We start from the raw sequence: 25,567 nt of genomic DNA on the forward strand, positions 1-25,567 counted from the left end.
ATTTACAATTCACCATTATAACTTGTTCATATTGTTTGCTAAAGTTTCAATAAACTTGCTGATTGGACCTTTAACCATCATCGCCATCATAGCGTTGAATTCACCTTCAAAGAACAATTGAACAGCACTTTCTGAATCAGAAACAGTGTCAATGTTTGAAGTAAGTGTAAACGGAAGTTTATCACTTGCAGCGCCCAAAACAATTTTGTTTGGCGCTACTTTATCTTTCATTTTCAATTTGATTTCAGGCATCCCTTTCAATCCAAAAATAAAAGCGTCTTCGCCAGTCACTTCAAATTTAGCGATATTGTCTGGCATTAATTTTTCGAAATTCTTTACGTCAGTCAGTTGATCAAATAAATCCTGAGCTGATTTCTGAACTGTAACTTTTGGACTTTCTAAGTTCATATAGTGTTTTTTGTTTTGTTTTTGTTTTTTTAACGCAAAGAACGCAAGGTTTTTTTTTCTTTACTATGACTTTATTTAAGTTCGCAAAGCTGAAATTAAAAAAAAGAGCGAAGCGATTTTTTAGAAAATCTAAAATCTAAAATCTAAAATCTAAAATCTAAAATCTAAAATCTAAAATCTAAAATCTAAAATCTAAAATCTAAAATCTAAAATCTAAAATCTAAAATCTAAAATCTAAAATCTAAAATCTTATTCCTGTCCCCAAGTAGAAGGGCTTTCGCTCCATTCCAACAAAGTCGATTGCTGATCTTCTGTTATATATTGTTTTTGAACTGCTAAACTAAGAAGGTTTTCGTAGTTGCTTAAAGTGAATAAATCAATATTAGCTTCTTTGAAATTTTCTTCGGCAACACCAAAACCGTATGTGAAGATAGCCGCCATACCTTTTATGTTAGCACCTTCGCTTCTCAAAGCTTCAACAGCCATTAAACTGCTTTTTCCAGTACTAATTAAGTCCTCGACAACCACAACATTTTGTCCTTTTTGTAAAAAACCTTCCACTTGGTTTTGTCTACCGTGTTTTTTTGGTTCCGGACGCACATATACGAAAGGAAGACCTAAACTTTCGGCAACCAAAATTCCAACTCCAATAGCTCCAGTAGCAACACCAGCAATCACATCAGGTTTTCCAAATTGTTTTTCGATGTTTTTAGCAAACTCATCACGAACATAGTTTCTGATGCTCGGAAATGAAAGAATTAACCTATTATCGCAGTAAATAGGAGATTTCCAACCAGAAGCCCATGTAAAAGGATTTTCGGGATTCAATTTAATTGCATTTATTTGCAAAAGCAATTCGGCTGTTTTTTCGGCAGTATCTTTATTAAAAATCATAGTACAAATGTATAAAGTTTTTGTAAACGACAAACCACTTTTTTTGACAAATGAAATCTCAAAGGAAACAGATTTCCAATTGTTCTTGTTGGAGAGTATTGATATCGAACAGCTTATTATAAAAATTTTTCAAAATAAAATTCAAAAAGCCATTCTATATCATCCCGACGAAAGTGAGATGATGAAAACCCTAAAAGCCAAAATTCCGGTTAATAAAGCTGGCGGAGGCTTTGTCTACAATAAGAAAGGCGAAGTCTTGTTTATCTTTAGAAACGGAAAATGGGACTTGCCAAAAGGCGGAATCGAGAAAGGGGAAGACATTGAAGCGACGGCTATGCGTGAGGTAGAAGAGGAGACAGGAGTAAACCAGCTTCGTATTACGAATAAACTCCAAAAAACCTATCATATCTTTAAGCGCAACGGAAAATACAAACTCAAAATCACGCATTGGTTCGAAATGCAGTCTGATTTTGAAGGTACACCACACGGACAACTTGAAGAAGGAATCGAAAAAGTTGCTTGGTTAAACCCAGAACAAATCAAAGAAGCACTTAAAAATTCATACGAAAACATTAAATTATTGTTTGAAGAAGACAAAAAAGTTCCAGCAGATTTAAAAGCAAAAAAAGAAAATTTAGAATCTTAAAAACTTAGAACCTTAGCATCTCAGAATCTTAGATTAGGACGTGCCACCAATAAAAGAAAAGACCCAATCAACTTTGCGTTCATTGGGTCTTTTTTTTTAAAATAGGTTTAAATCATCGAGATTAATCCATCCTGTTGGTTATCTTTTTGACGTGCCAACCAATTAAAAAAACAATCAACTTTGTTTAATTGGCTAGGATTTCAATTTTTGATTCTTTTTCAATTCCGATTTCGTTGATATGGTTGTGTATTTCATTTCTAAGGTCTAAAATATTGTTACTTAAGTAATTTTCTAGTAGGTGTTTTTCTAATGATGTAGTAAAATGTTTTTTTATTTCATTACGGAATCCCGTATTAGACTTATATTTATTAGATGTATTTTCGTTCATAAAATAAATTACACTAATATGATAAAAATTGCAAAACTGCTTAAAAGTGTTTTGCTTTTGAGTTTTTTACTTTTAATGACGAATTGTGTCACAAATGAAGCGGACGAGACATCAAATATTCAGTCGACCAATGAAGCTAAAATTTGGTATGCGAACCACAAAGAAGATTACAATTCACCCATTTTAAAATATATTGAAAACCTAAAATGGGAGGACGCAATTATTTCAGACGGGATTGATGGGAAGGTAGTAGAAGTACCGTTTACTTTAGTAGATGATTTAAGTACATCAAATGAGAAAGCTAACTTGCATAATGACCATCATAGATTGATGTTTATTAAAGAAGGTGAAAGTGAGTTTAAAATTTATTATGTCCAAATTTTTACAGATGAAATAAATGCAAACTTTATAGATAAAGATTTTAATTTTTATAAAATTCAAAATGATTTTAATGGTAAAGTTTTTGTTCAAGATTTAGCTAAAAAAAACATTTCCAAACTGAAGTTTCAAAAAGGCGATGTACTTAAACCATCGCTTACTTCTAAAATGAGAGAAGAAGCTCTAGATTGTGTTTGGTATGGCTATTGGTATGAGGATGGACATTTTGAACCAATAAGTTTGGTATATTGTGAAGCAGGAGGAAGTACAGAGGAACCAACAATGCCTAGTTATGGGGGAGGCGGCGGTAATAGTGGAAGTACGCCCTCAGCACCAGTTATGAAAATTATAGACAATCTAACAGGAAAAGCTAAATGTATAAATGGTCTTTTGAGTACTAATGGAAATAATTTTGTCCAAAATATATTTAATCAATTTACCGGAAAATCAGAATTCAATATTGAAATTGTCTCACTTCCGAAGGTTTATTCATCAACTAACCAAGAAGTAAACGGGACTACAGGATTTGATAAGGTGAATAGTCTTATGACGATAGAAATAAGTACAAGTAGATTGGACGGACTTGCGGCTTTGGAATGTGCTAGAATAATCTTGCACGAATATATACATGCAGATATGTATCGAAAGCTAAATACAACAAATTCTAAAGATATTGATGCAAGTGATTTTAAAAAAGTTTTTGAAACATATGAAAACCAGCACAATGCAATGGCGCAAGTTTACCTTAGTAGTATGAAAGATGCTTTAAAAGCGTTTCATAAAACAGTATTAAGTACGGATTATAACAACTATGTGAATTATTATGGTGAAGTTCCAAGTGATGCTTTCTATGAAGCTCTGGCGTGGGGAGGTTTAAAAGATAGTAATGTAAAAGCTTGGGCAGATTTGACACCAGATAAAAAAGCATCTATTAATTCATTGGCAAACAGAGTGCCTATTTTAGGCAAAACAGTTCCTTGTCCGTAAAATGTATTAATAGCAATACTTTTTGTATATTAGTTACCTAAGTTCAATTACCTATTTTTTAAATCGAGTTATGAAAAAACATATATATATATTAGCTATATTTTTATTTGGATTCAGCTTATATGCTCAAGAAAAATTCAATGGCACATTATTTTTTAAATTAGATGATTCATATATTAAAGAATCCAAGACTAAACCAAATAAGTTTTTGTTAAAAGATAAAAATGAAGATGAAGAGTTTTATTTTAAAGGGGTTGAAGTTTTAAATGATTTACGGCCTAAAGAAATACTGTGCCTAAAAGATTTTGTAAGAGATTCAAAATATTACAATAAAAACAAAAAGAATAAATTAAACAATGCTGAATTGGTGAACTTTTTTAGTAATGCTACAGTTTATTTAGTTAGAAAAAAGAATGATAGAACAGAATTTATTAAAGTAAATCCAATAGTTGAAATTTATGATTAATATATTTTTTTAAAATTTCAAACTTCGAAATTATTTTTCAAACTTTTGCTTGTATTAGAAATAGTAATTTTAAAATTTAATTATTTTAGACGTGCCACCAATAAAAGAAAAGACCCAATCAACTTTGTGTTCATTGGGTCTTTTTTTTATTGCTGTCGGGCTATCCGCGCTACTTCGGTAGCTTGCTTCTATCCCTCACGCGGGCATTCGGTTTCAGAAGATCTTTATAGATTATTAAGTATTCTAAGTTTAAGAATTACCATTTAAGCTTGTCAAAAGATTATTGTCATTAAAAACTGCATTAATAACATTTCCATTCTTTTCCGCTTTAATTTCATTTCCGTTCAAACTCAATTCAAAACCTTTTTTAGAAAGATAATTGGTAAAAGCATTTTTATGATTTTGAATTTCAAAAGTCGAAATCAATTCTGGAAAAACGGTCAAAATTCTTGAGAATTCCTCACTTTCAGTATTGTCAATCGAATCATCTTTAAGGGTAACAACCATTGTTCCCTGACCATAATTTCCAAGATAATAACCGCTCAAATTAAACATTGTAGTAGCAATCATCCCAATAAGATGTAAATCGTTTGGAACAGCGTCAAATTTTCCAACGCTTAATAAATCAATATTATTTTCTTCTCCGTATTTTTTTAATGAAAGCGCTTGTTGCATAACAGATTCTGCATAACCGCCCGCTTTATTGTCCCAAAGCCAAAGCCAAGTTTCTGACGAATGCGAAAATGAACCCAAAACCTGCATTGGAAAAGTAAGATCATCTCCAAAAGTAATTTCTTCTGCGTCCATATTGACATTCCAAGAAAGTCCTCCTGTTACATTGTATAGATTTCTCTGTTTTTCTAAGGCAAGAGCTCCAAATTTCTCTAAAAAATTATTTTCAGAAGTAAAACTGATAGTTTGATTGTTTTGAGTACTTGATGAAGCTGTTTTTTCTTCTTTCTTTTTGAAGAGATTATCGAATATTCCCATTTCTTGAGGCTTTTATTGTTTATGAAATTATTGATTTCAAATATATAATTTTAAAAATAAGTAGGAAAATGATTAATTACAATAATTCATCAATATTTATTGTATTTTTGTTCAAGATGCAATAACAAAATACATTGCTTGTTATTACCCTAATATTATTGAATTATGAGCACACTATCAAAACCAAGCCATATAGGAAGAAAAATAAGCCGAATTCGTGAACTTCGTGACATGAAGCAAGAAGCTTTGGCTCAGGCTTTAGGAACAAACCAACAAGCGATTTCTGCTTTAGAAAATAGTGAAACGATAGATGATGAAAAGCTAAAACAGATTGCAAAAGCTTTGGGAGTAAATGTTGAAGCGCTGAAAAACTTTTCAGAGGAAGCGGCGATTAATTATTTCAATAATTTCTACGATAATAGCGCACAAGGACAAATATTAAATAACTCTTGCAATAATCTTACTTTTAATCCTTTAGAGAAATTGATTGAAGCTTACGAAGAAAATAAAAAGCTTTACGAACGTTTGGTTCAAGCTGAAAAAGATAAAGTGGAGTATTTAGAAAAAATATTGAAGGATAAATAAGTTTTTGTTCTTTTTGGAATATAGAAAAGCCTAATAAAAATTGTTTTTATTAGGCTTTTATCTTTTTGTTTTTACCATCTTTTTAATTAAGAGTGCTAAGATGTTCATTCGTTATATAAAGTTTTGAACTTACTTCTTTAGTTGTTTCTTTTAGCTCTTTTACTTCATCTCTTAATTTCCTTACTTCTGATGTAAGTTCGTAAATAATATCTTTTAGTTCAGAATCCATGATTAATATATTTTTTAACTTAATAATAATCAAATTTATAAATAAATTTTATTAAAACAAAAATAACCATAGTTTTTTGTTATTGTTTTTTTTTGAGATTTATTTAGTTGATTATAGATTCTGTTAAATCAATTCTTTTTATAAAGTGACTTAAATCAAGACTTCCGCCATTTCTCGATCGCTCAATATTTTCAAAAATATCCAAAAATCTATCCTTATTTGAATTATTTATAATTGAATCAACTAATAAAATGTTTTTTCGTTGGTCAGAATCATATTTGTATATATTATTCATTCTGCCAAACTTATTTATATAATTAGAATAGAATAATATTAGATATGCTTCAAGCCACATAAGTAATCTTTCAGTGTCTTCATTTAGTTTGTTTTTAATAATTTGATAAAATTTTCCTTGTAGGTCAGAAATTGATAATTTTTTGAATTTAATATTGTTGTAATATTCTTCATTAAGAACTTTTGTGTGGATTAGAAATAGAAATACTTCTGGAATTAGATACATATTCTCTCCAAATGCTCTCAGTGCCAAGCGACAATGCGCAAATATTTTTTCTTGATGTCGAAGAGTGACAGAATCACTTGAAAATAAAATGGCTGAAAATTCTAAAAAAGATCTTTTATCTGATGCTAGTTCTGAATGTTTTTTTCTTACGCTATTTTCTAAAAAATCATCAAAGTCAAAGTAAGAATAAAGATATTTATAAAAAATATCTTTATCGGGTTCTGGAATTGAATATTCGATATCAATAAAACGTTTTAAATATTCATTAGAATCGATTCTATCACTTCCGTAAACTCCACGAACTGCATTTCCGAGCTGTTCTTTATCGATTGATAGTATAAATACAATATCGGGAATTGAAAAGAAATGTTTTATTTGTTCTAAAATTGAAACTGAATAATTTGGTCTACATCTGTCTAATTCATCAATTATAAATATTAATGGTTTTCCATTATTAGTATTGGCTATGTAATGTGATAATTCAGTTCTAAATTCTTGAATACTTTTCTTTTTGTTCGAATATTGGTTTACATCATTTTCAAATAAATCTGCAACACCTTTAGATGCTTCTACAATGGCATCTTTAACTCCTTTAGTGTCTATATATTTATCAACAACTGACTGTGCTACAATAGGTATTATATGTTTTGATAAAATAGAAGCTTTTTTTAATATTCTTTGAAACGCTGGATCAGTAGGTTTATTTGTTAAAGTTTTTAATTCTCCCATGAGAGCTACTAGAGGATTATTTTCGAAATCATTTTCCCAAGCGTTAAAATATACCGTTTGAAAGCCATTATTTTTTAAATCTTGTTCCCACATTCTAATAAATGTTGTTTTTCCAGTTCCCCATTTATTATTTATAGCAAGAACAAAACCTTCAGAATAAGCCTCAATAATTCCAGTTAAAACTTCTGAATACTTTTTTCTGTCCAATTTACAATTTGCAAATGGATTTTCAGTTTCGATAATTATCTCTTTGTGTTTAATATTCATTGCTACTTAGATTTAAAATTTAGAATTTCAAATGTAAAATTTTAAAATAAAATGTTTTTACGGAAAACCATAATACAACTTTGACAAAGTTCTAACCCAAAGCTTTGCGTTCTTATCGCAAACAAAAACTAATGGAAATCAAAAAAATCTTAGCGCACTTTGCGTTAAAAAAACAGGCAAAAAAAATCTACAAAACACGATAAACAGGATACTGCATATGCGCTTTTTCATAATAAACAGAATGCTTGTAAATCCAATCCAATTGCGCTTGGGCGTTTTTAGCAAACTCGTGGTCGTTTTGTTTTTTAGTTTCTAATTCTGCTTTTAGTGACGGATTTTCTTTTAAAAGCTGTCCAGCAGTATCTTCAAAAATATATTCTGAGTAATGTTCTTTTTGCTGTAAAATGGCATCAAAGAAATTCCAATTAAAGAACGAATCTACGCCTTCTGGTTCAAAAGCTTCTAGAAGATATTTTACACCTTTTTGGTTTGTTGGAACAATATAATCCCCTTTGGCGAAAGCCATTTTAACGATTTTAGATGTTACCGTTGTATTTCTATGTAAATAATGCCCTTCGTAAGCAGAAGGAACGGTTTTAAAATCGGCAATTTTGTAGCTTTCGACTTCAATAATTGTATCGTTTTTAATTTGTTTAAACGAAATGTTATTGTTTTTCAAAAGGTCAATAATATTCCAATAACCACGCGGAATGATATAAGCAGATGGAATAGCAACTTCTTTTTGCGATTTGAATTCTTTTATATACGGAACATCTTTTTTGTACGGTTTGCTTCGGTCGTAATACAAACGATTTCCAGTTGTAGCCTCACTTTTTTTGTAACCTGCTTCATAACCTAAAAACGAAAAAGTTGTCGCTTTTGTGCTGTCCAATTCCCATTTTAAAGTGTATGATTTCTTTGGCAGATATTGTTCTAAATTTTTTACTCGTAAATCTTTTATTTTTTGATAATTCGCATCGGTAAAATCCATAGTCGATTTCATGTATTCGTACGTCATTTTTACGCGTTCTGCATATTTTTTCAGCATGTGCGTTTCCACCACAAAACCAATCGTATTAAACAATGAAGTATAACCCGTTGTATATCGCGGACTATCAACAAATTGTCCAAAACCTTTGTCTGGCGTATCTTTAAACGAATCGACATAAGGCGTAGTTTCGATTTTCTTTTTCTGAAGATCTTTTACCAAAGCTGGCATCATTTCATCATTCATAAAATCACCTAAAACTTTTCCCAGTTTGTTGTGCTGTGTCATGATGTACGTCAGTTTGTATTGATAATCAGAACCATTACTTACGTGATTATCGATAAAAACATCGGCATTTATTTTTTGGAAAACCTCCACAAAACTCTTCGTATTTCGAGTATCCGATTTCATTAAATCACGATTCAAATCATAGTTTCTGGCATTTCCTCTAAAACCATAAATCTCAGGCCCATCTTGATTCGCACGAGTTGTCGAATTTCGGTTTAAAGCTCCGCCAATATTATAAACTGGAATCGTAACCAAAACGGTGTTTTTTGGTGCTTTCATTTTTCCTGTTGCCAAATCTCTGTAGAATTGCATTGTAGCGTCGATTCCGTCAGGTTCTCCAGCGTGGATTCCGTTATTGACAAACAAAACGGCTTTAGTTTTCTGGATTTTGTCAAAATCAAATTCCTTGTCAGGATTAAAAGTAATCATGTGCAAAGGTTCGCCAGAATCTGTCAGTCCCATTTCTTTCATTTGAATCGTTGGGAAATCAGCGGCAAGCATTTTAAAATAAGCGATAGTTTCTTGATAAGAAGCCGATTGATTTCCGTTTCCTTTCTCAAAAAACGTATCGTATTTTTTGTTGTTTTGAGCAGTAATGGTTATAGTGAGAAGTGAAAAGAGAAATGTAAAAAGTTTCATGGGTTTGGTTTTTTGATGATCAAATATAATAGTTTTATTTGTTTCAAGTTTCAGGTTTCAGGTTGATATGCTTGTGGTTAATGGTTTCACGCAGATTTTACAGATTTAAGCAGATTTTATTTTTAATTAAAAAATCTTTTTTTGATCTGCCCGAATCTGCAAAATCTGCGTGAAACAGAATCTTTACACACTTTGCAGCTAAATAAACTTGAAACATGAAACAAGAAAAACTAGAAACAACTTTTTTACCTACTTTTGCAAAATGAATAAAAAACACCATTCCAACGATATACTTTCGAATTTAGGGATTCAGAGTCTGAACGAAATGCAGGAAATGGCACACGATGCTATTTTAAACGAAAACAATACTTTATTACTTTCTCCAACAGGATCTGGAAAAACATTGGCTTTCTTGCTTCCTATTTTAGAATTGTTACAGCCAGAAGTATTGTCTGTTCAGTGTTTGATTTTGGTTCCGTCACGCGAACTTGGACTTCAAATCGAACAGGTTTGGAAAAAAATGGGAACGCAATACAAAGTCAATATTTGTTATGGCGGACATTCAATTGAAACTGAAATCAAAAACTTAAGCAATCCGCCGGCGGTTTTAATAGGAACGCCTGGAAGAATTGCTGATCATATAGAAAGAGAAACTTTTAGAACAGATAAAATTCAGACTTTAATTTTAGACGAGTTTGATAAATCGCTGCAATTAGGTTTTCACGAACAAATGTCGTTTATAATTGGAAGATTATCTAGAGTAAACAAACGCGTTTTGGTTTCGGCAACTTCAGATATCGAAATTCCGAAATACACACGAGTTGTCAATCCGGTTGTTTTGGATTTTATTCCAGAGGAAGAAGAAAAAGCAAATCTTTCGATGAAAATGGTGATTTCGCCAGCAAAAGATAAATTGCAAAGTTTATTCAATTTGATATGTTCTTTAAAGTCAGAATCAGCAATTATTTTCTGTAATCATCGTGATGCCGCAGAACGTATTAGCGATACTTTAAACGAAAAAGGAATTTATTCTGTGTATTATCATGGCGGAATGGATCAGGAAGAACGTGAGCGTGCTTTAATTCAGTTTAGAAATGGAAGTGTAACTTATCTTGTAACCACAGATTTGGCTGCAAGAGGGTTGGATATTCCAGAAATGAAACACGTTATTCATTATCATCTCCCATTAAAAGAAGACGAATTTACGCATAGAAATGGCCGTACAGCGCGTATGCAAGCAACAGGAACGGCGTATGTTATTATTCACGAAAGTGAAAAACAATTAGACTACATTGATTATGAAATGGAGGTTTTGGACGTTGAAGGAAAAGTTTCGCTTCCAAATCCGCCTCAATTTCAAACTATTTATATCAGTGGCGGAAAAAAGACTAAACTGAACAAATTTGACATTGTTGGGTTCTTTTCTCAAAAAGGAAAATTAGAGAAAGAAGATTTAGGATTAATTGAAGTTAAAGATTTTGTTTCGTTTGCAGCAGTAAAGTACAATAAAGTAAAAGATCTGCTAAAAAACATCAGAGATGAAAAAATGAAAGGAAAGAAGTTTAAAATCGAAGTTGCCCGTAATGTCATCAAGAAAGTAGAAGAGGAGAAAAGAGGAAAATATTAGTTTAAATTAAATGATTTTTAGTACAAAAATGGATTTTGTATCATGAAATTTTAGTTTTTATCTTATTGTTTTTCAGTGTTTTATTTTTGTGTAACTAACTTTTACAATTTTATGTTAAAAAAATAATGAATTGATAGGGGTTTTTTCAATATTTCTATGTTTTTTTGTGTTCGTAAAATTGTAAACCCCAAATACTATATGAAAAAGATTATTACTCTTGCCGCATTGTTTTTTAGTTTTGTTTCGTTTGCACAGGTTAAGGTTCTAGAAACAGTTCCTGTAGAAAAATTAGGAAAAGTAAACAACAACTACATTCAGAAAATTGGTGACGAATACACTGTGTATTACACTATCGTTCAAAGTGATGATGATTCGACTTTGAGAAAATTTTCATTCAAGAACATAGATAATGCTTATAACTCTTTATACAACATTATCATGGGCGGATTTACAGCTTCTCCGTTGTATGATATCAAATTAGAGTTACCTAACAACTACATTTGGTTACATTACACAGGTAATGTGGTTCCAGACAAAGCTACAGTTCAGTTTATGGTTTCTGGAAAAGAAAGAGACGCAGCAACAAACAACGTTTCTGAGCCATTCGTAAAAGATCAAATCAGTAAATTATTTCAAAAATAATTTTCGATATATGTATAAAAAGCCGTTCAATTTGAACGGCTTTTTTTTAGTTTCAAGTTTCAGTTTGATAAACTTTGTCTTTGATTTTAACGCAAAGTACGCTAAGTTTTGTTACTTAAAGGCTTTTAAAAGCACAAAGTTCGCAAAGCTTTGTGAATAAAACTTTGCGTAAATGTTTCAAGTTTCAATTTGATAAACTTTGCCTTTAATTTAAACGCAAAGCACGCTAAGTTTTTTTACTTAAAGGCTTTTAAAAGCGCAAAGTTCGCAAAGCTTTGTGAATAAAACTTTGTGTAAATGTTTCATTTTCAGCTTGATAAACTTTGTCTTTAATTTTAACGCAAAGCACGCTAAGTTTTTTTACTTAAAGGCTTTTAAAAGCGCAAAGTTCGCAAAGCTTTGAGAATAAAACTTTGCGAACTTTGCGTATACTTTGTGTGCTTTGCGGTTAAATTATGCAGTATTCTAAAACTTAGAATCTTAGTATCTCAGAACCTTAGCAACTTTTTTAAATCTTTTTAACGTACTGCGTAATAATCACAATCTGCTGGCCATCGACTTTTCCTTCAATGTATTCAGCGTTTTCGTGGTCTAAACGGATGTTTCTAACAGCAGTTCCTTGTTTAGCAACCATGCTAGAACCTTTTACCTTAAGATCTTTGATTAAAACTACAGAATCTCCGTGTTGTAGCACTACGCCGTTACTGTCACGGTGAACTAATTTATTTTCGTCATCTTCGCCTTCTCCAGTTGCTTTTGCCCATTCTAGCGTATCTTCATCAAGATACATCATATCTAGTAATTCTTGTGGCCATCCTGCAGCGCGCAAACGGCTTAACATTCTCCAAGCAACAACTTGTACTGGAATATTTTCGTTCCACATACTGTCGTTCAGGCATCTCCAGTGATTTAAATCTACGTTGTCTGGATTTTCAATTTGGTCAATACAAGTATTACAGGCTAATATAGCTTCGTCAATTCCGCCTTTTTTAGTTGGCAGGACTTGATAAACTTTTAAATTTTCTTCGGCGCCACAAAGTTCACATTTAGATCCGCTTCGTTTGCTTAATTCTCTTTCGATGCTCATTATTTATTGTTTGTTTTAAAAATGCGAAATTACTTATAATTTGCTTCGCTGGCAAATATTATTACTTGATGTTGACGGATTAAAATCTGCTTTTGAAATCTGTTTCAAGTCTATGGCTTTTAAGGAGTTTTTATTTTGTAACCCTAACAGCCTCAGGAACCAACATTTCATATTCGCCACCATGACGCAATACATCGCGCACAATGCTCGAACTGATGAATGAAGTACTTGCAGCTGTAAGCAAGAAAACGGTTTCTATTTTTGATAATTTTCTATTGGTATGCGCGATAGCTTTTTCAAATTCGAAGTCGGCTGGGTTACGCAAACCTCTTAGGATGAAATTGGCTTTTAGTTTTTTTGCCAGATCGATTGTTAAACCTTCATAAGTAATAACAGAAATTTTTGGTTCGTCTTTGAAGGTTTCTTCAATAAAGCGTTTTCTTTCTTCTAATGAAAACATATATTTTTTTTCGGCATTAACCCCAATTGCAATTACAATTTCATCAAATAAAGGAAGTCCTCTTTTGATAATATCTTCATGTCCGAGTGTAATAGGGTCAAACGATCCTGGGAATATGGCTTTTCGCATTTCTTTAAGTTTCTAAGGTTCTGAGATGCTAAGATTCTAAGTTTTATTTGGATGGTGCTGAATCTTAGTTTTTCTTTGTTTTGGAATTTGGAATTTTTCTTTTTTGGAATTTATTTTAAGTTATTCTAAGAGTTTTTATCGCTTCGACCCATTCTTCTCTTTTACAGATATCACATTTTGCAGTTCCTTTTTTAACTTCTTGTGTGTGTCCGCAGAACGAACAAGCATAGATTCCGTCGGTTGGAATGAATTTGCTCTTAGCATTAAACAAAGAAGGCAAAATAGGCAATCCGTATTTTACTTTTTCATCTGGATAAAAGAACACACTTATTTCGCCACTTGGTTCTATAAAAGCATGTTTTACCTGTCCTAAATGTTCTATTGATTTTACACGAAGTTCTGAGAAAAATTCGTCTTGTGCCAAAGTTTCTTTTTTAAAACTCGATACAGAAAATTTCCCATCATTGATTAAACACTCGGTTTTCCCTTCTATAAATTCTTCGAATTTTTTGCTTTTTCCAGTAAGCCATGTCACAGAACGATACAAAACAATAATTACCAAAAATACAATTGCCGCAGGAACGATGCCAACATCTTCATAAAACATTGGGTCGCCAGCAGCAGAGCCTAATGCAATAATAATTACGGTTTCGAAAATTGATAATTGTTTTACACCTCGTTTACCAGCCAATTTTAACGTTAGCAGCAAAATAGTAAACATTACTGTCGAACGAAATATTACTTCCAAAAGAAAGACTTCTGGCAATTCATTAAAAAATAGTCTATTCCATTCGAAGATTTCTTTCATTTTTTTAAGGTGCTAAAGTTCTGAGATTCTAAGGGACTAATTTTCTTAGGTTTAAAGGTACAAAGTGACAAAGGTTTAAAGTTAAATGGCTTCGACTTCGCTCAGCTTGACTATCGAAAAATTAAGGCACTAAAATCTTAGAATCTTAGCGCCTTAGTATCTTAGCATCTATTTTAAAGCTAACTCAATTGCATTTGTAAACAGATCTTCTAGAGAAATTCCTGCTGCTTTTGCTTGTTGCGGAATTAAACTTTCTGTTGTTAAACCTGGAATTGTGTTCATTTCCAGCATGTGTGGCTCGTCGTTTACGATGATGAATTCGCTTCTTGAGAAACCTTTCATTTTTAAAACTTCGTAAGCACGTTTTGCTGTTTCTCCAACTTTTCTAGTCATTTCGTCAGAGATTCTCGCTGGTGTTATTTCTTGTGATTTTCCTTCGTATTTTGCTTCATAATCGAAGAAATCATTTTCTGATACGATTTCTGTGATTGGAAGAACTTTAATTTCGCCTTTGTAATTGATTACTCCAACAGAAACTTCTGTTCCGTCAAGGAAACTTTCAATAATGATTTCGTTGTCTTCTTTATATGCTACTTCAATCGCAATTGGAAGTTCAGCTTCAGTTTTTACTTTTGAGATTCCGAAACTTGAACCTGCTTTGTTTGGTTTTACGAAACAAGGAAGTCCAACTTTTTTAACGATTTCTGCTGTATTAATTTCGTCTCCTTTGTTCAAGTAATAAGAAATCGCTGTTTTGATTCCGTATGGCTTTAAAACAGATAATAAATCTCTTTTGTTGAATGTTAAAGCCGATTGGTAATAATCGCAAGAAGATTGTGGCAGACCAATTAATTCGAAATAAGCTTGCATTAATCCGTCCTCGCCTGGAGTTCCGTGAATGGCGTTGAAAACACAGTCAAATGTGATTTTCTCACCTTTTACTGTAACTGAAAAATCATTTCTATCAATTGGAAATTCGGCATCGTTTTGGTCAACGTACACCCATTTTTCTTTGAAAATGTGAATACGGAATCCGTTGTATTTTGTTTTGTCAAGATATTGATACACGACATTCCCGCTGATTAAAGATATTTTGTATTCGCTGGAATAGCCGCCCATGATGATGGCAATGTTTTTCATGTTTTTGTTTCAGGTTTTAATTTGTTTCAAGTTTCAGGTTTTGCCGTAAATCGTTTAAATCTGTTTTGAAACTTTAATTTGATATATGATTTTTTAATAAATAACGTTCTTATGTAACCAAGTGCCCTAGCCCTGATAGAAGCGGCATCTCCCGATTTAGAAAAACAAGGCTTTTTAGCCGTAGTTTTTGTTTATCGGGAATACAGCGGATAGCAGGAAACAGCTCCTGAAAATTATCCTTCGACTTTGCTCAGGATGACAATCATGGCACTTTCTTGTTTTAAACAAAATTATCATTTTTTTTGAAACGAAATACTTTATCTTTGTCGCTATTAAAAATAAATTTATGAGTTTACGTCAGTATTTAACAAGCCGAGTTTTTTTCTTGCAATTGCTTGCTTCGGCAGCAATTATTGCGCTTATTGGTTATTTATTTATGCATTGGTTGACTTTTACAACTGATCACGGACACGAAATTGCTGTTCCGAATTTGTCTAAATTGACTGAAGAACAAGTTGAAGAAAAATTGGATGAACTAGATTTAGATTATGTGCTATTGGATAGTGTTGATTACAGAAGTGAATTCCCAAAATATAGTGTTGTTGAACAAGATCCATTGCCTGGAACAAAGGTAAAAGTGGGTAGAAAAATTTATATTAAGATTAATGCTTCTGGTTTTTCTTCTGTGAAAATTCCAGATTTGATCGAAAAAACATATCGTGAAGCTGTGCCAACTTTAAAAGCGTTAGGTTTGGAGCCAGGAACGATTACGTATATTCCGAATCTTGGAAAAGATATGGTTTTGGAAATGCGTTTAAAAGGAAGAAACTTAAAAGTAGGAGATCGCGTGCTTAAAGCTTCTAAAATTGATTTGGTTTTAGGAGACGGAAAAGCAAGTTATGTTGATGATAGTCAGGCAGACAGTACTGCAGTGCCTGTAGAAACCCCAGCTGATGAACAATAATATTGAAGAAAATTTAGATCTAGAAGACGAATTATTCGAACATTACAGATTTGAAGTCCCAAAAGGTCAAGCGTTTTTGCGTATTGACAAATATTTAATGTATTTGATTCCGAATGCCACGCGAAATAAAATTCAGAATGCGGCAACTAATGGAAACATTTTTGTGAATGAAATTCCAGTAAAATCAAATTATAAAGTAAAACCTTTTGATGTGATAACGGTTATGTTGTCGCATCCTCCGTTTGAAAATCATATTCTTCCTGAAGATATTCCGCTGAATATTGTTTATGAAGACGATGCTCTTTTATTGATTAATAAAGAGCCTGGAATGGTTGTGCATCCTGGTCACGGAAATTATACTGGAACTTTGGTAAATGCTTTGGCGCATCATTTTGATAATTTGCCAATGAATAGCAGCGAACGCCCAGGTTTGGTTCATAGAATTGACAAGGATACTTCTGGTCTTTTGGTTGTGGCTAAAACAGAAGCTGCAATGACGCATTTAGCAAAGCAATTTGAGGCTAAAACTACCGAGCGCGAGTATATTGCTCTAGTTTGGGGAAATGTTGTGGCAGATAGCGGTACAATTGAAGGGAATCTTGCGAGACATTTGAAAGATCGTATGCAAATGGCAGTTTTTGATGATCCAGAAATTGGTAAACCTGCTATTACGCATTATAAAGTTTTGGAGCGTTTTGGTTATGTAACTTTGATTTCTTGTAAATTAGAAACGGGTAGAACGCACCAGATTCGTGCGCACATGAAACATATCGGTCATCCGTTATTTAATGATGAGCGTTATGGCGGGCATTTGATTTTGAAAGGAACGACTTTTACAAAATATAAGCAATTTATAGAGAACTGTTTTAAAGCTTTACCACGTCAAGCGCTGCATGCAAAAACGCTTGGATTTGTTCATCCAACTACTGGCGAAATGATGCGTTTTGATACAGAACTGCCTCAAGATTTTAAGGATTGTATCGAGAAATGGCAAAATTATGTGAAGTCGCATAATGTTGAGGATGAATCGTAATTAGAAAATTAGAGAATTTGTCAATTAGAGAATTTCTTTCATTACTTGAATAAAATTGAAAAAGCTCCATTTTTGGAGCTTTTTTTTTATGATTCTATTTTGACATTTCGATCAAGAAATATTGAGATTTTTTCTGCTATTTCATGCGCATCTTTTTCTTTTAATTGTTTTTTTATAATGTAGTCATTAGAAGAAATAGGAAAGACATCCAAATAGACCATCCAGCCTAAACTATATTTTCCGTTTAGATAAATAACATTTACAGATTGTAATTTAAATAATTTGCAATGAAATTTATTATTGATGTACAAATCTTCATTTCTAATACTAAGCACATGAAATTTGTTTCTGTACCATTCAAAGTAATCATTAAATAGTACATATGCGAGTGCTGACATTGCAATGATTATTGAGATAAATGTTTCAGCTAATAGTTCAGGTTTTAACTTGCAGATGATTAATAGTAATATTGAAAAGAAAATTATCCAAGGAATAATTAGTGATTTTTTATTGAAATAAAATGAAATAGTCATTTCGTTATCACCATTTTGCATTATCTCGTATTTTTCCATTCGCAGCGAATCTTTTTAGAAAGTTTTAATTGTTAAACCAGTTATTTTGACTTCTCCGTTGGTTATGAAACCAAGTTTTCCTTTTTGGTTTAGATTGCTTTTTTCTAGAGAACATTCTAAAGAAGTTTTGTTGTCTACAGAAAAGAATAATTGATTATTTAAAACTTTAATTTTCACAGCATACCATTTATTGTTTTGTAATTCCATTGGTTTTCTAAACAATGTTTTTCCGCCTCTTTTTCCATACGAATCATCTTTTTTATTATACATTCCGTCGCCAATTACAATGTTTTGATCAATTTGATACAAGTAGGTTCGAATGTATTTTCCTTTGTCTAAATTGAGCATAATTTCGAATAAAGATGCATTTGTCATGTTGACTTTAAAATCAATTTCATAATTCTTTGGAAGCTCTTTTTTTGAAACCAAAACTCCCCAAGGTGAAAGGGAACCGTTTCCTGTGAGGGTATCATTTTTTAAAACCCATTCTTTAGAATTGATTGTCCAGTCTGATTTTAGTTCTTTTGAATGCTGTAAGATGTATTCTTTTTTAGAAGTCGATATCGTGCTTGAACACGAACTTAAAATCAGTAAAAAAATAAATGTAATGCTTATTTGCTTTATCATAATTTGGTGTCGTTCCGGTATTGCGTAGGGGTGCATTGCTGTACGTCTAACGTATTGTGGATATTCGTTGCGGAGACGCACTGCAGTGCGTCTCTACAGATATGCTTTGCGTTCTGTCGATAAATTATCTAATTGACCTATTACCTAATTAACTCATTCTAATTCAATTCTGAGTGATATTTTATTTTTCCGATTGATCCTGTTTCTGAAGGCAAAAGTTCGAAAACAGAAGTGGGAGCAAGGCCTTGTTCAATTCGGTGCGAAACATAAATAATACTCACATTTGTTTCTTGTTTGATAGTGTTAATTAATTGAATAACTAAATCTACATTTTCGTCGTCTAAACCTTCAACTGGTTCGTCTAAAATTAATAATGGCGGATGTTTTAAAACGGCACGAACAATTAATGCAACACGTTGTTGTCCGATGGAAAGATCTATAAAACGCTTTTTTCTTAAATGCGTCATTTCGATCACTTCAAGCCATTGATTTACAATTTGTTTTTGATGTGTTGTTGGTTCAGTATAAAGTCCAATAGAATCAAAGAAACCTGATAAAATCATTTGTTCCAACGTATGGCCTTTTTGAAATAAATCGGTCATAGAAGTTGTGAAAATTCCAATTTGTTTCTTGATTTCCCAAACACTTTCTCCAGTTCCTTTTTTTCTTCCAAACAAAAATAAATTCTGTCCAAAACCTTTCGGATTATCTCCTGTAATTAAAGATAGAATAGTACTTTTTCCAGAACCATTCGGACCAATTAATTGCCAAAATTCGCCTTGTTTTACTGTCCAAGAAATATTGTTTATGATTTTTCTTTCTTCGTAGCTTACAGAAACATCTTCCAGTTTTATTAATACATTATCTTGAAAAGAATGTGTTTCTGTCGCTTTTGGAATTGAAGCTGTATTTAGCGTTTTAAAATGATTTTCGTTTTTTACAAAAGGATGTAATTCGAACGAGTTGTCTTTAATTAAAGCTTTATTCGGAACAAAATCTAATACGTCGACATTGCGATTCAATAATTGAATAATCGCAATAGAATCGGTTAGTTTTTCAAGAGAGTTAGCCAAAACAACTCTAGAAGCCTGATCTAAATGATCAAACGGATTGTCGAAAATGATAAAATCTGGTTTTTGGTCAATGCAATAACGTAAAAACTCTTTTTTGCGTTCTCCAGAAGAAAAAGTTCGCAATTGTCTATTTGAAGTTGTTGAAGCTTCAACGCTGTCGTATTGAAACTCTTTTTCAATAAATTTTTCAATTGAAATATCAGAGAAAAGAATTCCTTTTTGATTATTAAAAACGGCTAATTCTCCTTTGGCTTCTCCGTTTAATATATTGTCTATAAAAGCTTTTTTATTTACCTGATTCGATAAAAGTATATCCCAATGTTGCATTGTAATTTTTTAATATTATTTATTCTCTTTTAACGCCATTTCGCGATCGTTTCTCGACCATTCGCTCCATGAACCCACATATAATTTAGGAATTGGAAGTCCGGCGTAATCCATTGCTAATAATGTGTGACAAGCTGTAACGCCAGAACCGCAATGTACAATTGTATTTTCTGTCTTTTTATTTCCAAGAATTGCTTTGTATTTTTCGGACAATTCATTGGTAGATTTAAACAATCCGTTTTCGTCTAAATTTTCAGTTAATGGAACGTTGATCGCTCCAGGAATATGTCCTGCAACTAAATCCAAAGGTTCTGTTAAACCATCGTAACGGTTTTTATCACGAACATCGATTACTATATTTTGATCGTTTTTACGAGCTTTTTCGACTTCTTCTATATCTGCTAAAGCTAATTTCCATTCTTGCGAAGGATATAATGTTTTTTCAAAAGTCTCATTTTCAGAATTTGTCTGAAAACCAGCTTGAATCGCAGTTTGATAACCACCATTTAAAACCTGAATTTTTTCGTGTCCAATTGCACGCATCATCCACCAGAATCGTGCGGCAAAATTAGAGCCGTTTTTATCATCGTAAACCACAACATGATCTGAAGGCGAAATTCCTAATGAAGAAAGTGTTTCTGAAAATTCTTCATGAGAAGGCAAAGGATGTCTTCCTCCATTTGCTGGATTTTCTGGAATATTGGCCAAATCACGATTTAAATCGACAAAACGTGCGCCATTTAAATGTTCGTTTTGATAAGATTCAAAAGTGTTTGCACCAGCTCGAGCATCAATTAAAATGATTTTTGAAGTGGCATTTAATTCGATTAATTCTTGAGCCGTAATTAATGGAGAAATAGTAGACATTTTTTATTTTTTCTTCGAATTTCCAAGCCAAAGCAAGGCATTTAAAATTAACTGACTTTGTGTTTTATTTTCAAAAGTGTATGATAAGGTTTTGTTTGTTCCGCCTTCATAATCAATATCATTGTGTCCCATATTTACGTACAGCATTTTATATTTTTTGTTTATCCAAACAACTGGATAATAGCCGCTATGCCAGATTTCGTGGGCTTTTGGACCAGTTCCTAATGGAAAACTAGATTCATCAATAGCCAATAAAATTTCAATGTCTGGATTTTTGGTTAAATCATTCGACCATCTGTACCATTCATTTGGAGCTGAAGTAAACTTTGTAGGCAGATTTTTGGTTACAGAATGCTGATTTTCTACTCTCAAAACTGCCGAAGTTGGTTTCCAAGTATTGCTTCCATATTCGCCAGAACCCAAGAAAGTGTTGTGATACCAATTCCAATCTTGCGGATAACTCGAATCATTTAAAGCAAATGCCGAAAAATGAAATCCAATGAAACCGCCACCGTTTTCCATATATTTTTGAAAAGCTTCTCGCTGTTCTTTTTTCTCAGGTCTTGTGTCTAAAAACAAAACAACTTGATATTTCGCCAAAAACTTTGCATTTAAATTATCCCAATTGCTGGTCGAATCGTACTGAAAATGATTTTCTGCCGCTAATTTCGGAAAGTATTTATTGGCTTCATGCACAAAACTAATATGCGCCTGATCGTTTTTTGCGGTATAAAAAGCAATGGCTTTAAATTTTGAATGTTCTTTTTTGTTTTGGGAAAAGCCAAAGAAAGAAACAATTAAAGCTAAAAGTAAAATGCTTTTCTTAAAGGTGGTTTGGTGGTTTTGGTTGAAAATAGTCATGAATAGTGAATGGTTAAACAGGAATTTTTTCGATTAAAATTTCATGTTCCGATTTGTCAAAATAAGTACAAGTCATTTCAACAATATCAACGCGCCATTTTGCAATTCCAGCTTGCGCACAATGATTGCAGAAAGTCATATAATCGGTTTCTCCGTGCTGATGTTTTACCAAATTTTCGATAAAAAGTTCTTTGTTAGCAAAATCTGCTACTTTAATTTCTGGATATTTTTCTTCAGCGGCAGCGGTATAATTGTTTAATCCGAAGTAAACAGTGCTTCCGTCATGCACATAAGTATCATATCCTTTTACGCCTAAAATGATTAAATCCTGAATGTAATTTGGAAAATCTGCGCCTGATTTTACTTTTGAATGTGCTTCTTTTATCTGTTCTATTGTAAACATATTTTTAATTTTAGATTGTTGATTTTAGATTTTAGATTTTGCCATGAATTAGTATAATTCGTGGCAAACAAAAAAGTTTTTATTTCAAAAATACAATTAATGATTTTATAAACGCATCAAAAGATTCAATATGTGGCAAATGTCCTGTGTTTGGAATTTCCGCCAATTTTGAGTTCGGAATTGCCTTTTGTGTCTTTTTACCCAATTCGGCATAATTACCCATTGTTTTTTGAATTTCAGCTGAAACTAAAGGTTTTCCTAAAGCCGTTTTATCTCTCGTTCCAATAATTAAAAGTGTCGGACTTTTGATGTTTTTGAATTCATACAAAACAGGTTGCGTAAAAATCATATCGTACAAAAGAGCAGAATTCCAAGCTACACGATCGTAATCTGGTGCAGTTGTCCATCCAGCACCAAGTTCAGCCCATTTTTGATAATCGGGATTCCATTTTCCGTCATAATAATTCGCCATTTGGTATTTTTTAATGCCTTCGTAATTCTGTTTCAATTCCGATTCGTACCACCAATCAACAGGTTTGTAAGGAACAATCAATTTCCAATCTTCCAAGCCAATAGGGTTTTCTAAAACTAATTTTTCTGTAGTTTCAGGATACATCAAAGCAAAACGTGTCGCCAGCATTCCGCCCATAGAATGACCTAAAATTGTTGTTTTTTGAATTCCTAAATGATCTAAAAGCCTTTTGGTATTTTCGGCTAATTGCTGAAAAGTATATTGGAAATTGTTAGGTTTTGTAGATTTTCCAAAACCAATTTGATCTGGAACAATGACACGAAACCCCTCTTTTGTTAAGGCTTTAATAGTGGTTTCCCAATAAGCGCCATTGAAATTTTTTCCGTGAAGCAAAACAACATTTTTATTGTTGTAATTATCGGGTTTAATATCCATGTAAGCCATTTTAAACGCTTGGCGCTGATTGCTTAACTCTAAAAAGTGCATGGGAAATGGATATTCATAATTTGTTAAATTGATATCTAAAGACTTAATTTTTCCTTCTTGAGATAAAGCGAAAAAAGGAACGAAAAGCAGTAAAAATTTCAGGATTTTCATTTGATGGACTTTTGTTTTTTTATGATTTATAAAGTTAAACCGATCCATTTTCAAAACAAAACCTAAAATCTTAAAGTTATCCAAAAAAAAGCATTCAAAATGGTTTCATTGTTTTTGATGTCAATAATCGATGATTTATTGAAGTTTTATCGATTAAATGATATTGATTATGAAAATAATGCATTTTGACGAGTAATGTGGCACTTAAGGGAAATTCTTTCATTAATAGTGAAATAGTGCGTAATTTTAATATAAGAATGTTGTAAGCCTAAAAAATAGTATTATGAAAAAAACGATACTTTTATTCCTGCTCACAGTCCCCACATTTGCCCAAGAACTCAATACTTTTGATTTCGCCGTTATAAACTCAACCTTAATTTCACCAAATATCGATCTTGATAAAGGCCGAAGCGTTGTCGCGGCAAATGAAGATCAATATTCGGCTTATTTTCAGTATGCTTTTAATATGTGTGATGACGATATTATTGTAGGTGCTGGAATTGATAAGTCGGAAATTGACCGAACGTATGTTGGTTACATCGGAAAAATTTGCGAAAAATTCAGAGCCACAATTGGTATTGGTTATCTCGAATCTAGGAGCGGTTACGAAGGAACTTTTACAGGTTTTAGTATTTCCTGGCATTTTTCTGAGAACACTTATATTGGTGGAAATCTCGAAAATCTGCATTCGACAAGTATTGATTATGAAACCGATGAAAGTTTCGATTATTATCAAAAGCTGGTTCCAAAAGCCTTTGGAAGCTATGAAATTATTCCGCATGTAATTGCTTTTGGACAGCTGAGTTCAAGAGTAAATGATATCGCTTTAAAATATCAGATTAACCGATTTTCGGCTGGAGGATTTTATTCTGGACATTCAGTAGGAGGGATCTTCGGCACTTTGAATATCGGGCGATTTGCAATTTCATGCAGTACAACTTTTGAAAAAGTGAATTTTGGATTAAAGTTTGAATAATATGCCTAGATAAATTTTTGATTTGAAAGAAGAAATCCCAAAAACAATATTTAAAATTGCTTTTGGGATTTTCTGATTTAAGATCATTATTCGTTTTTACAAACCAACAAAATCATCACTTTTTGGGAAAATACTCAAGGCTTGAATCGCAATTTCTGGCGTTGGAGAAGCTAATTTTCTCAACTTTGTATCCATCCATGCGCCGTCAACAGTAATTGTCGCACAAAGCGTGTCGTCTTCTCTTCTAAATTCATGAATGATTGACCAGCGAGAAGCATCGGCTTTCATTTTTGAAGTTTTGGTATGAATGAATATTTTGTCTGAAAGTTTTAATTCTTTTCTGAAAACACATTCTTCTCTGAACAAAACAGGACCAAAACCTTGCGTTTGCATTACTTTTAATGTTAAACCCAATTCTTCTAAAATTTCGATACGATGTTGCGCACCAAAGTCGTAATAAGCGCTGTGGCGAACGTGAAAATTTGGATCAAGATCTGACCAGCGAAAAGATATTTCTTTTGTAAATGAAGCCATTTTTAATATTGTATTTTATTGAAGAACCGAAATTACGAATAAAATATAAACGAATAGCACAAAATTACTATGCGTGCATATATTTTTTTTCTTGTCAGATTGTAAATGGGTTATCAATAAATCTATTTTGAAAGTAGTTTTTTGATTTCGCTTGCTATTTTGTCTAGGTTTCCTTCAGCATTTCCTACTGCTACATATTGTATAATTCCGTTTTGATCAATTACAAAGTTTTTAGGAATTGAATTCGTTGCATATTGATTCCATATTATTTCCTTTGGATCAATACCGAAATTAAAATCTAGACCATCTTTTTTTAATTTCACTACTTTTTTAGCCACTGCAGTTTCAGTTTCCCCGCTTGAAATGGCTAAAAAGACAAAATTATCATTTTTGAAAGGTTCTAGAATTTTTGATGGAATATCGTAAAACTCTTGTAAGCACGGTGCGCACCAAGTAGCCCAAAAATTAACAAGTACCACTTTTCCTTTTAAATCAGAAAGTTTTACCTCTTTTCCGTCAACAAGTTTTAAAGTAAAGTCTTTGGCTTTATCGTTTACATTTAAGAGAAATTGCTCTTGTTTTGCTGGAGTTTGTTGTTCTGCGACATCGGTTTTAAGCTTTTTATCGTTTTCGATTTTTTCTTGCTCAGTAAAAACCTCTACGACCACTATAAACTCTCTATCGCCAATTTTATCGCCAAATTTTTTTGCTAGTTCATTTCGCTTTTCTTCACTAACGCCTTTATTCATTGATTTGACATAACCCTCATTGCCATATTTCATAACTTGATCCATTGTGGCAATTTCGTTGTTAATAATAATAACGGTTTCAGGTTTTTTCGCGATTTGGTTTTGCGCATAAAATGATTGAGCAATTAGAAAAATTGCTAGTAAAAGAACTTTTTTCATGTGATTGATTTTTGATTGTTTAATGATTGATGATTATTTGTAAAAATATGGAATTAAG

The 25,567-nt window shown here is 32.3% G+C and carries 28 protein-coding genes; 9 read left to right on the forward strand and 19 right to left on the reverse strand.

The features are described 5' to 3' along the window. Positions 1 to 15: 15 nt before the first annotated feature. Complete coding sequence (locus V6624_RS12955; RefSeq protein ID WP_111283220.1) at positions 16 to 408, reverse strand: SRPBCC family protein; 393 nt, start codon at positions 406 to 408, stop codon at positions 16 to 18. A 249-nt stretch (positions 409 to 657) separates the two neighbouring features. Continuing rightward, positions 658 to 1,302 (reverse strand): orotate phosphoribosyltransferase, encoded by a 645-nt coding sequence (pyrE, locus tag V6624_RS12960; RefSeq protein WP_338838795.1) that lies wholly within the window; start codon positions 1,300 to 1,302, stop codon positions 658 to 660. Positions 1,303 to 1,309: 7 nt separating this feature from the next. Here pyrE and V6624_RS12965 point away from each other — a divergent pair, with 7 nt between their 5' ends. From V6624_RS12965 to V6624_RS12975, 3 genes are all read left to right on the forward strand, one after another. Beyond that, positions 1,310 to 1,948 (forward strand): NUDIX hydrolase, encoded by a 639-nt coding sequence (locus V6624_RS12965; protein ID WP_338838796.1) that lies wholly within the window; start codon positions 1,310 to 1,312, stop codon positions 1,946 to 1,948. A gap of 406 nt (positions 1,949 to 2,354) precedes the next feature. Continuing rightward, positions 2,355 to 3,701 carry a hypothetical protein gene (locus V6624_RS12970; RefSeq protein WP_338838797.1) on the forward strand — a complete coding sequence of 449 codons (1,347 nt, stop codon included), beginning with the start codon at positions 2,355 to 2,357 and terminating at the stop codon, positions 3,699 to 3,701. Positions 3,702 to 3,771: 70 nt separating this feature from the next. Then, on the forward strand, positions 3,772 to 4,167 hold the full coding sequence (locus V6624_RS12975) for a hypothetical protein (RefSeq protein ID WP_338838798.1): 396 nt from the start codon (positions 3,772 to 3,774) through the stop codon (positions 4,165 to 4,167). 249 nt (positions 4,168 to 4,416) lie between these two features. On the opposite strand, the gene V6624_RS12980 is transcribed toward V6624_RS12975, so the two are convergent. Then, positions 4,417 to 5,157, reverse strand: a complete 741-nt coding sequence (locus tag V6624_RS12980) for a DUF6882 domain-containing protein (protein ID WP_338838799.1) — start codon at positions 5,155 to 5,157, stop codon at positions 4,417 to 4,419. Between the two features lie 165 nt (positions 5,158 to 5,322). On the opposite strand from V6624_RS12980, the gene V6624_RS12985 reads away from it, so the two are divergent. Further along, a complete protein-coding gene (locus V6624_RS12985; RefSeq protein WP_338838800.1) occupies positions 5,323 to 5,742 on the forward strand; it encodes a helix-turn-helix transcriptional regulator in 420 nt (139 codons plus the stop codon). 82 nt (positions 5,743 to 5,824) lie between these two features. Here V6624_RS12985 and V6624_RS12990 read toward each other — a convergent pair whose 3' ends face one another. From V6624_RS12990 to V6624_RS13000, 3 genes are all read right to left on the reverse strand, one after another. After that, positions 5,825 to 5,971, reverse strand: a complete 147-nt coding sequence (locus V6624_RS12990; RefSeq protein ID WP_338838801.1) for a hypothetical protein — start codon at positions 5,969 to 5,971, stop codon at positions 5,825 to 5,827. A gap of 103 nt (positions 5,972 to 6,074) precedes the next feature. After that, positions 6,075 to 7,487 carry a KAP family P-loop NTPase fold protein gene (locus tag V6624_RS12995; RefSeq protein WP_338838802.1) on the reverse strand — a complete coding sequence of 471 codons (1,413 nt, stop codon included), beginning with the start codon at positions 7,485 to 7,487 and terminating at the stop codon, positions 6,075 to 6,077. Positions 7,488 to 7,674: 187 nt separating this feature from the next. Next, a complete protein-coding gene (locus V6624_RS13000; protein ID WP_338838803.1) occupies positions 7,675 to 9,402 on the reverse strand; it encodes a M14 family metallopeptidase in 1,728 nt (575 codons plus the stop codon). A 262-nt stretch (positions 9,403 to 9,664) separates the two neighbouring features. Here V6624_RS13000 and V6624_RS13005 point away from each other — a divergent pair, with 262 nt between their 5' ends. Both V6624_RS13005 and V6624_RS13010 read left to right on the forward strand, forming a co-directional pair. Next, on the forward strand, positions 9,665 to 11,029 hold the full coding sequence (locus V6624_RS13005; RefSeq protein WP_338838804.1) for a DEAD/DEAH box helicase: 1,365 nt from the start codon (positions 9,665 to 9,667) through the stop codon (positions 11,027 to 11,029). A gap of 198 nt (positions 11,030 to 11,227) precedes the next feature. After that, positions 11,228 to 11,671: a hypothetical protein gene (locus V6624_RS13010; protein ID WP_111283618.1), complete on the forward strand. Its 444-nt coding sequence runs from the start codon at positions 11,228 to 11,230 to the stop codon at positions 11,669 to 11,671. A gap of 508 nt (positions 11,672 to 12,179) precedes the next feature. On the opposite strand, the gene V6624_RS13015 is transcribed toward V6624_RS13010, so the two are convergent. The 4 genes from V6624_RS13015 to V6624_RS13030 all read right to left on the reverse strand — a co-directional run bounded on the left by V6624_RS13015 (position 12,180) and on the right by V6624_RS13030 (position 15,295). Then, a complete protein-coding gene (locus V6624_RS13015) occupies positions 12,180 to 12,758 on the reverse strand; it encodes a PhnA domain-containing protein (RefSeq protein WP_111283621.1) in 579 nt (192 codons plus the stop codon). A gap of 130 nt (positions 12,759 to 12,888) precedes the next feature. After that, positions 12,889 to 13,347: a pantetheine-phosphate adenylyltransferase gene (coaD, locus tag V6624_RS13020; RefSeq protein ID WP_111283623.1), complete on the reverse strand. Its 459-nt coding sequence runs from the start codon at positions 13,345 to 13,347 to the stop codon at positions 12,889 to 12,891. 115 nt (positions 13,348 to 13,462) lie between these two features. Then, on the reverse strand, positions 13,463 to 14,155 hold the full coding sequence (locus V6624_RS13025; RefSeq protein ID WP_111283625.1) for a DUF421 domain-containing protein: 693 nt from the start codon (positions 14,153 to 14,155) through the stop codon (positions 13,463 to 13,465). Positions 14,156 to 14,323: 168 nt separating this feature from the next. Beyond that, positions 14,324 to 15,295 (reverse strand): D-alanine--D-alanine ligase, encoded by a 972-nt coding sequence (locus V6624_RS13030; protein WP_338838805.1) that lies wholly within the window; start codon positions 15,293 to 15,295, stop codon positions 14,324 to 14,326. Positions 15,296 to 15,641: 346 nt separating this feature from the next. On the opposite strand from V6624_RS13030, the gene V6624_RS13035 reads away from it, so the two are divergent. Together V6624_RS13035 and V6624_RS13040 are read left to right on the forward strand one after the other, a co-directional pair. Continuing rightward, on the forward strand, positions 15,642 to 16,259 hold the full coding sequence (locus tag V6624_RS13035) for a PASTA domain-containing protein (RefSeq protein ID WP_111283629.1): 618 nt from the start codon (positions 15,642 to 15,644) through the stop codon (positions 16,257 to 16,259). Further along, positions 16,249 to 17,292 (forward strand): RluA family pseudouridine synthase, encoded by a 1,044-nt coding sequence (locus V6624_RS13040; protein WP_338838806.1) that lies wholly within the window; start codon positions 16,249 to 16,251, stop codon positions 17,290 to 17,292. Before V6624_RS13035 ends, V6624_RS13040 begins: the two co-directional genes overlap by 11 nt. Positions 17,293 to 17,378: 86 nt before the next feature. Here the strand turns inward: V6624_RS13040 and V6624_RS13045 are convergent, their stop codons facing one another. The 7 genes from V6624_RS13045 to V6624_RS13075 all read right to left on the reverse strand — a co-directional run bounded on the left by V6624_RS13045 (position 17,379) and on the right by V6624_RS13075 (position 23,091). Continuing rightward, positions 17,379 to 17,690, reverse strand: a complete 312-nt coding sequence (locus V6624_RS13045) for a hypothetical protein (RefSeq protein WP_338838807.1) — start codon at positions 17,688 to 17,690, stop codon at positions 17,379 to 17,381. A gap of 189 nt (positions 17,691 to 17,879) precedes the next feature. Continuing rightward, complete coding sequence (locus tag V6624_RS13050; RefSeq protein WP_338838808.1) at positions 17,880 to 18,491, reverse strand: hypothetical protein; 612 nt, start codon at positions 18,489 to 18,491, stop codon at positions 17,880 to 17,882. A 158-nt stretch (positions 18,492 to 18,649) separates the two neighbouring features. Then, complete coding sequence (locus V6624_RS13055; RefSeq protein ID WP_111283637.1) at positions 18,650 to 19,891, reverse strand: ATP-binding cassette domain-containing protein; 1,242 nt, start codon at positions 19,889 to 19,891, stop codon at positions 18,650 to 18,652. Between the two features lie 15 nt (positions 19,892 to 19,906). Then, positions 19,907 to 20,758, reverse strand: a complete 852-nt coding sequence (locus V6624_RS13060) for a sulfurtransferase (RefSeq protein WP_338838809.1) — start codon at positions 20,756 to 20,758, stop codon at positions 19,907 to 19,909. Positions 20,759 to 20,761: 3 nt separating this feature from the next. Continuing rightward, complete coding sequence (locus tag V6624_RS13065; RefSeq protein ID WP_338838811.1) at positions 20,762 to 21,619, reverse strand: ThuA domain-containing protein; 858 nt, start codon at positions 21,617 to 21,619, stop codon at positions 20,762 to 20,764. Positions 21,620 to 21,632: 13 nt separating this feature from the next. After that, positions 21,633 to 22,022 (reverse strand): DUF1398 domain-containing protein, encoded by a 390-nt coding sequence (locus tag V6624_RS13070; protein WP_111283643.1) that lies wholly within the window; start codon positions 22,020 to 22,022, stop codon positions 21,633 to 21,635. Between the two features lie 79 nt (positions 22,023 to 22,101). Beyond that, positions 22,102 to 23,091 (reverse strand): alpha/beta hydrolase, encoded by a 990-nt coding sequence (locus V6624_RS13075; RefSeq protein WP_338838813.1) that lies wholly within the window; start codon positions 23,089 to 23,091, stop codon positions 22,102 to 22,104. A 283-nt stretch (positions 23,092 to 23,374) separates the two neighbouring features. On the opposite strand from V6624_RS13075, the gene V6624_RS13080 reads away from it, so the two are divergent. Next, positions 23,375 to 24,067 carry a hypothetical protein gene (locus V6624_RS13080; protein ID WP_338838815.1) on the forward strand — a complete coding sequence of 231 codons (693 nt, stop codon included), beginning with the start codon at positions 23,375 to 23,377 and terminating at the stop codon, positions 24,065 to 24,067. A 96-nt stretch (positions 24,068 to 24,163) separates the two neighbouring features. On the opposite strand, the gene V6624_RS13085 is transcribed toward V6624_RS13080, so the two are convergent. Together V6624_RS13085 and V6624_RS13090 are read right to left on the reverse strand one after the other, a co-directional pair. Further along, positions 24,164 to 24,601 carry an acyl-CoA thioesterase gene (locus V6624_RS13085; RefSeq protein WP_057122622.1) on the reverse strand — a complete coding sequence of 146 codons (438 nt, stop codon included), beginning with the start codon at positions 24,599 to 24,601 and terminating at the stop codon, positions 24,164 to 24,166. Between the two features lie 122 nt (positions 24,602 to 24,723). Next, positions 24,724 to 25,509, reverse strand: coding sequence for a TlpA disulfide reductase family protein (locus V6624_RS13090; RefSeq protein ID WP_338838817.1), 786 nt, complete (start codon positions 25,507 to 25,509; stop codon positions 24,724 to 24,726). Positions 25,510 to 25,567 lie beyond the last annotated feature (58 nt).

It is taken from the genome of Flavobacterium ginsenosidimutans (genome assembly GCF_037478105.1).
Classification (GTDB): domain Bacteria; phylum Bacteroidota; class Bacteroidia; order Flavobacteriales; family Flavobacteriaceae; genus Flavobacterium; species Flavobacterium ginsenosidimutans.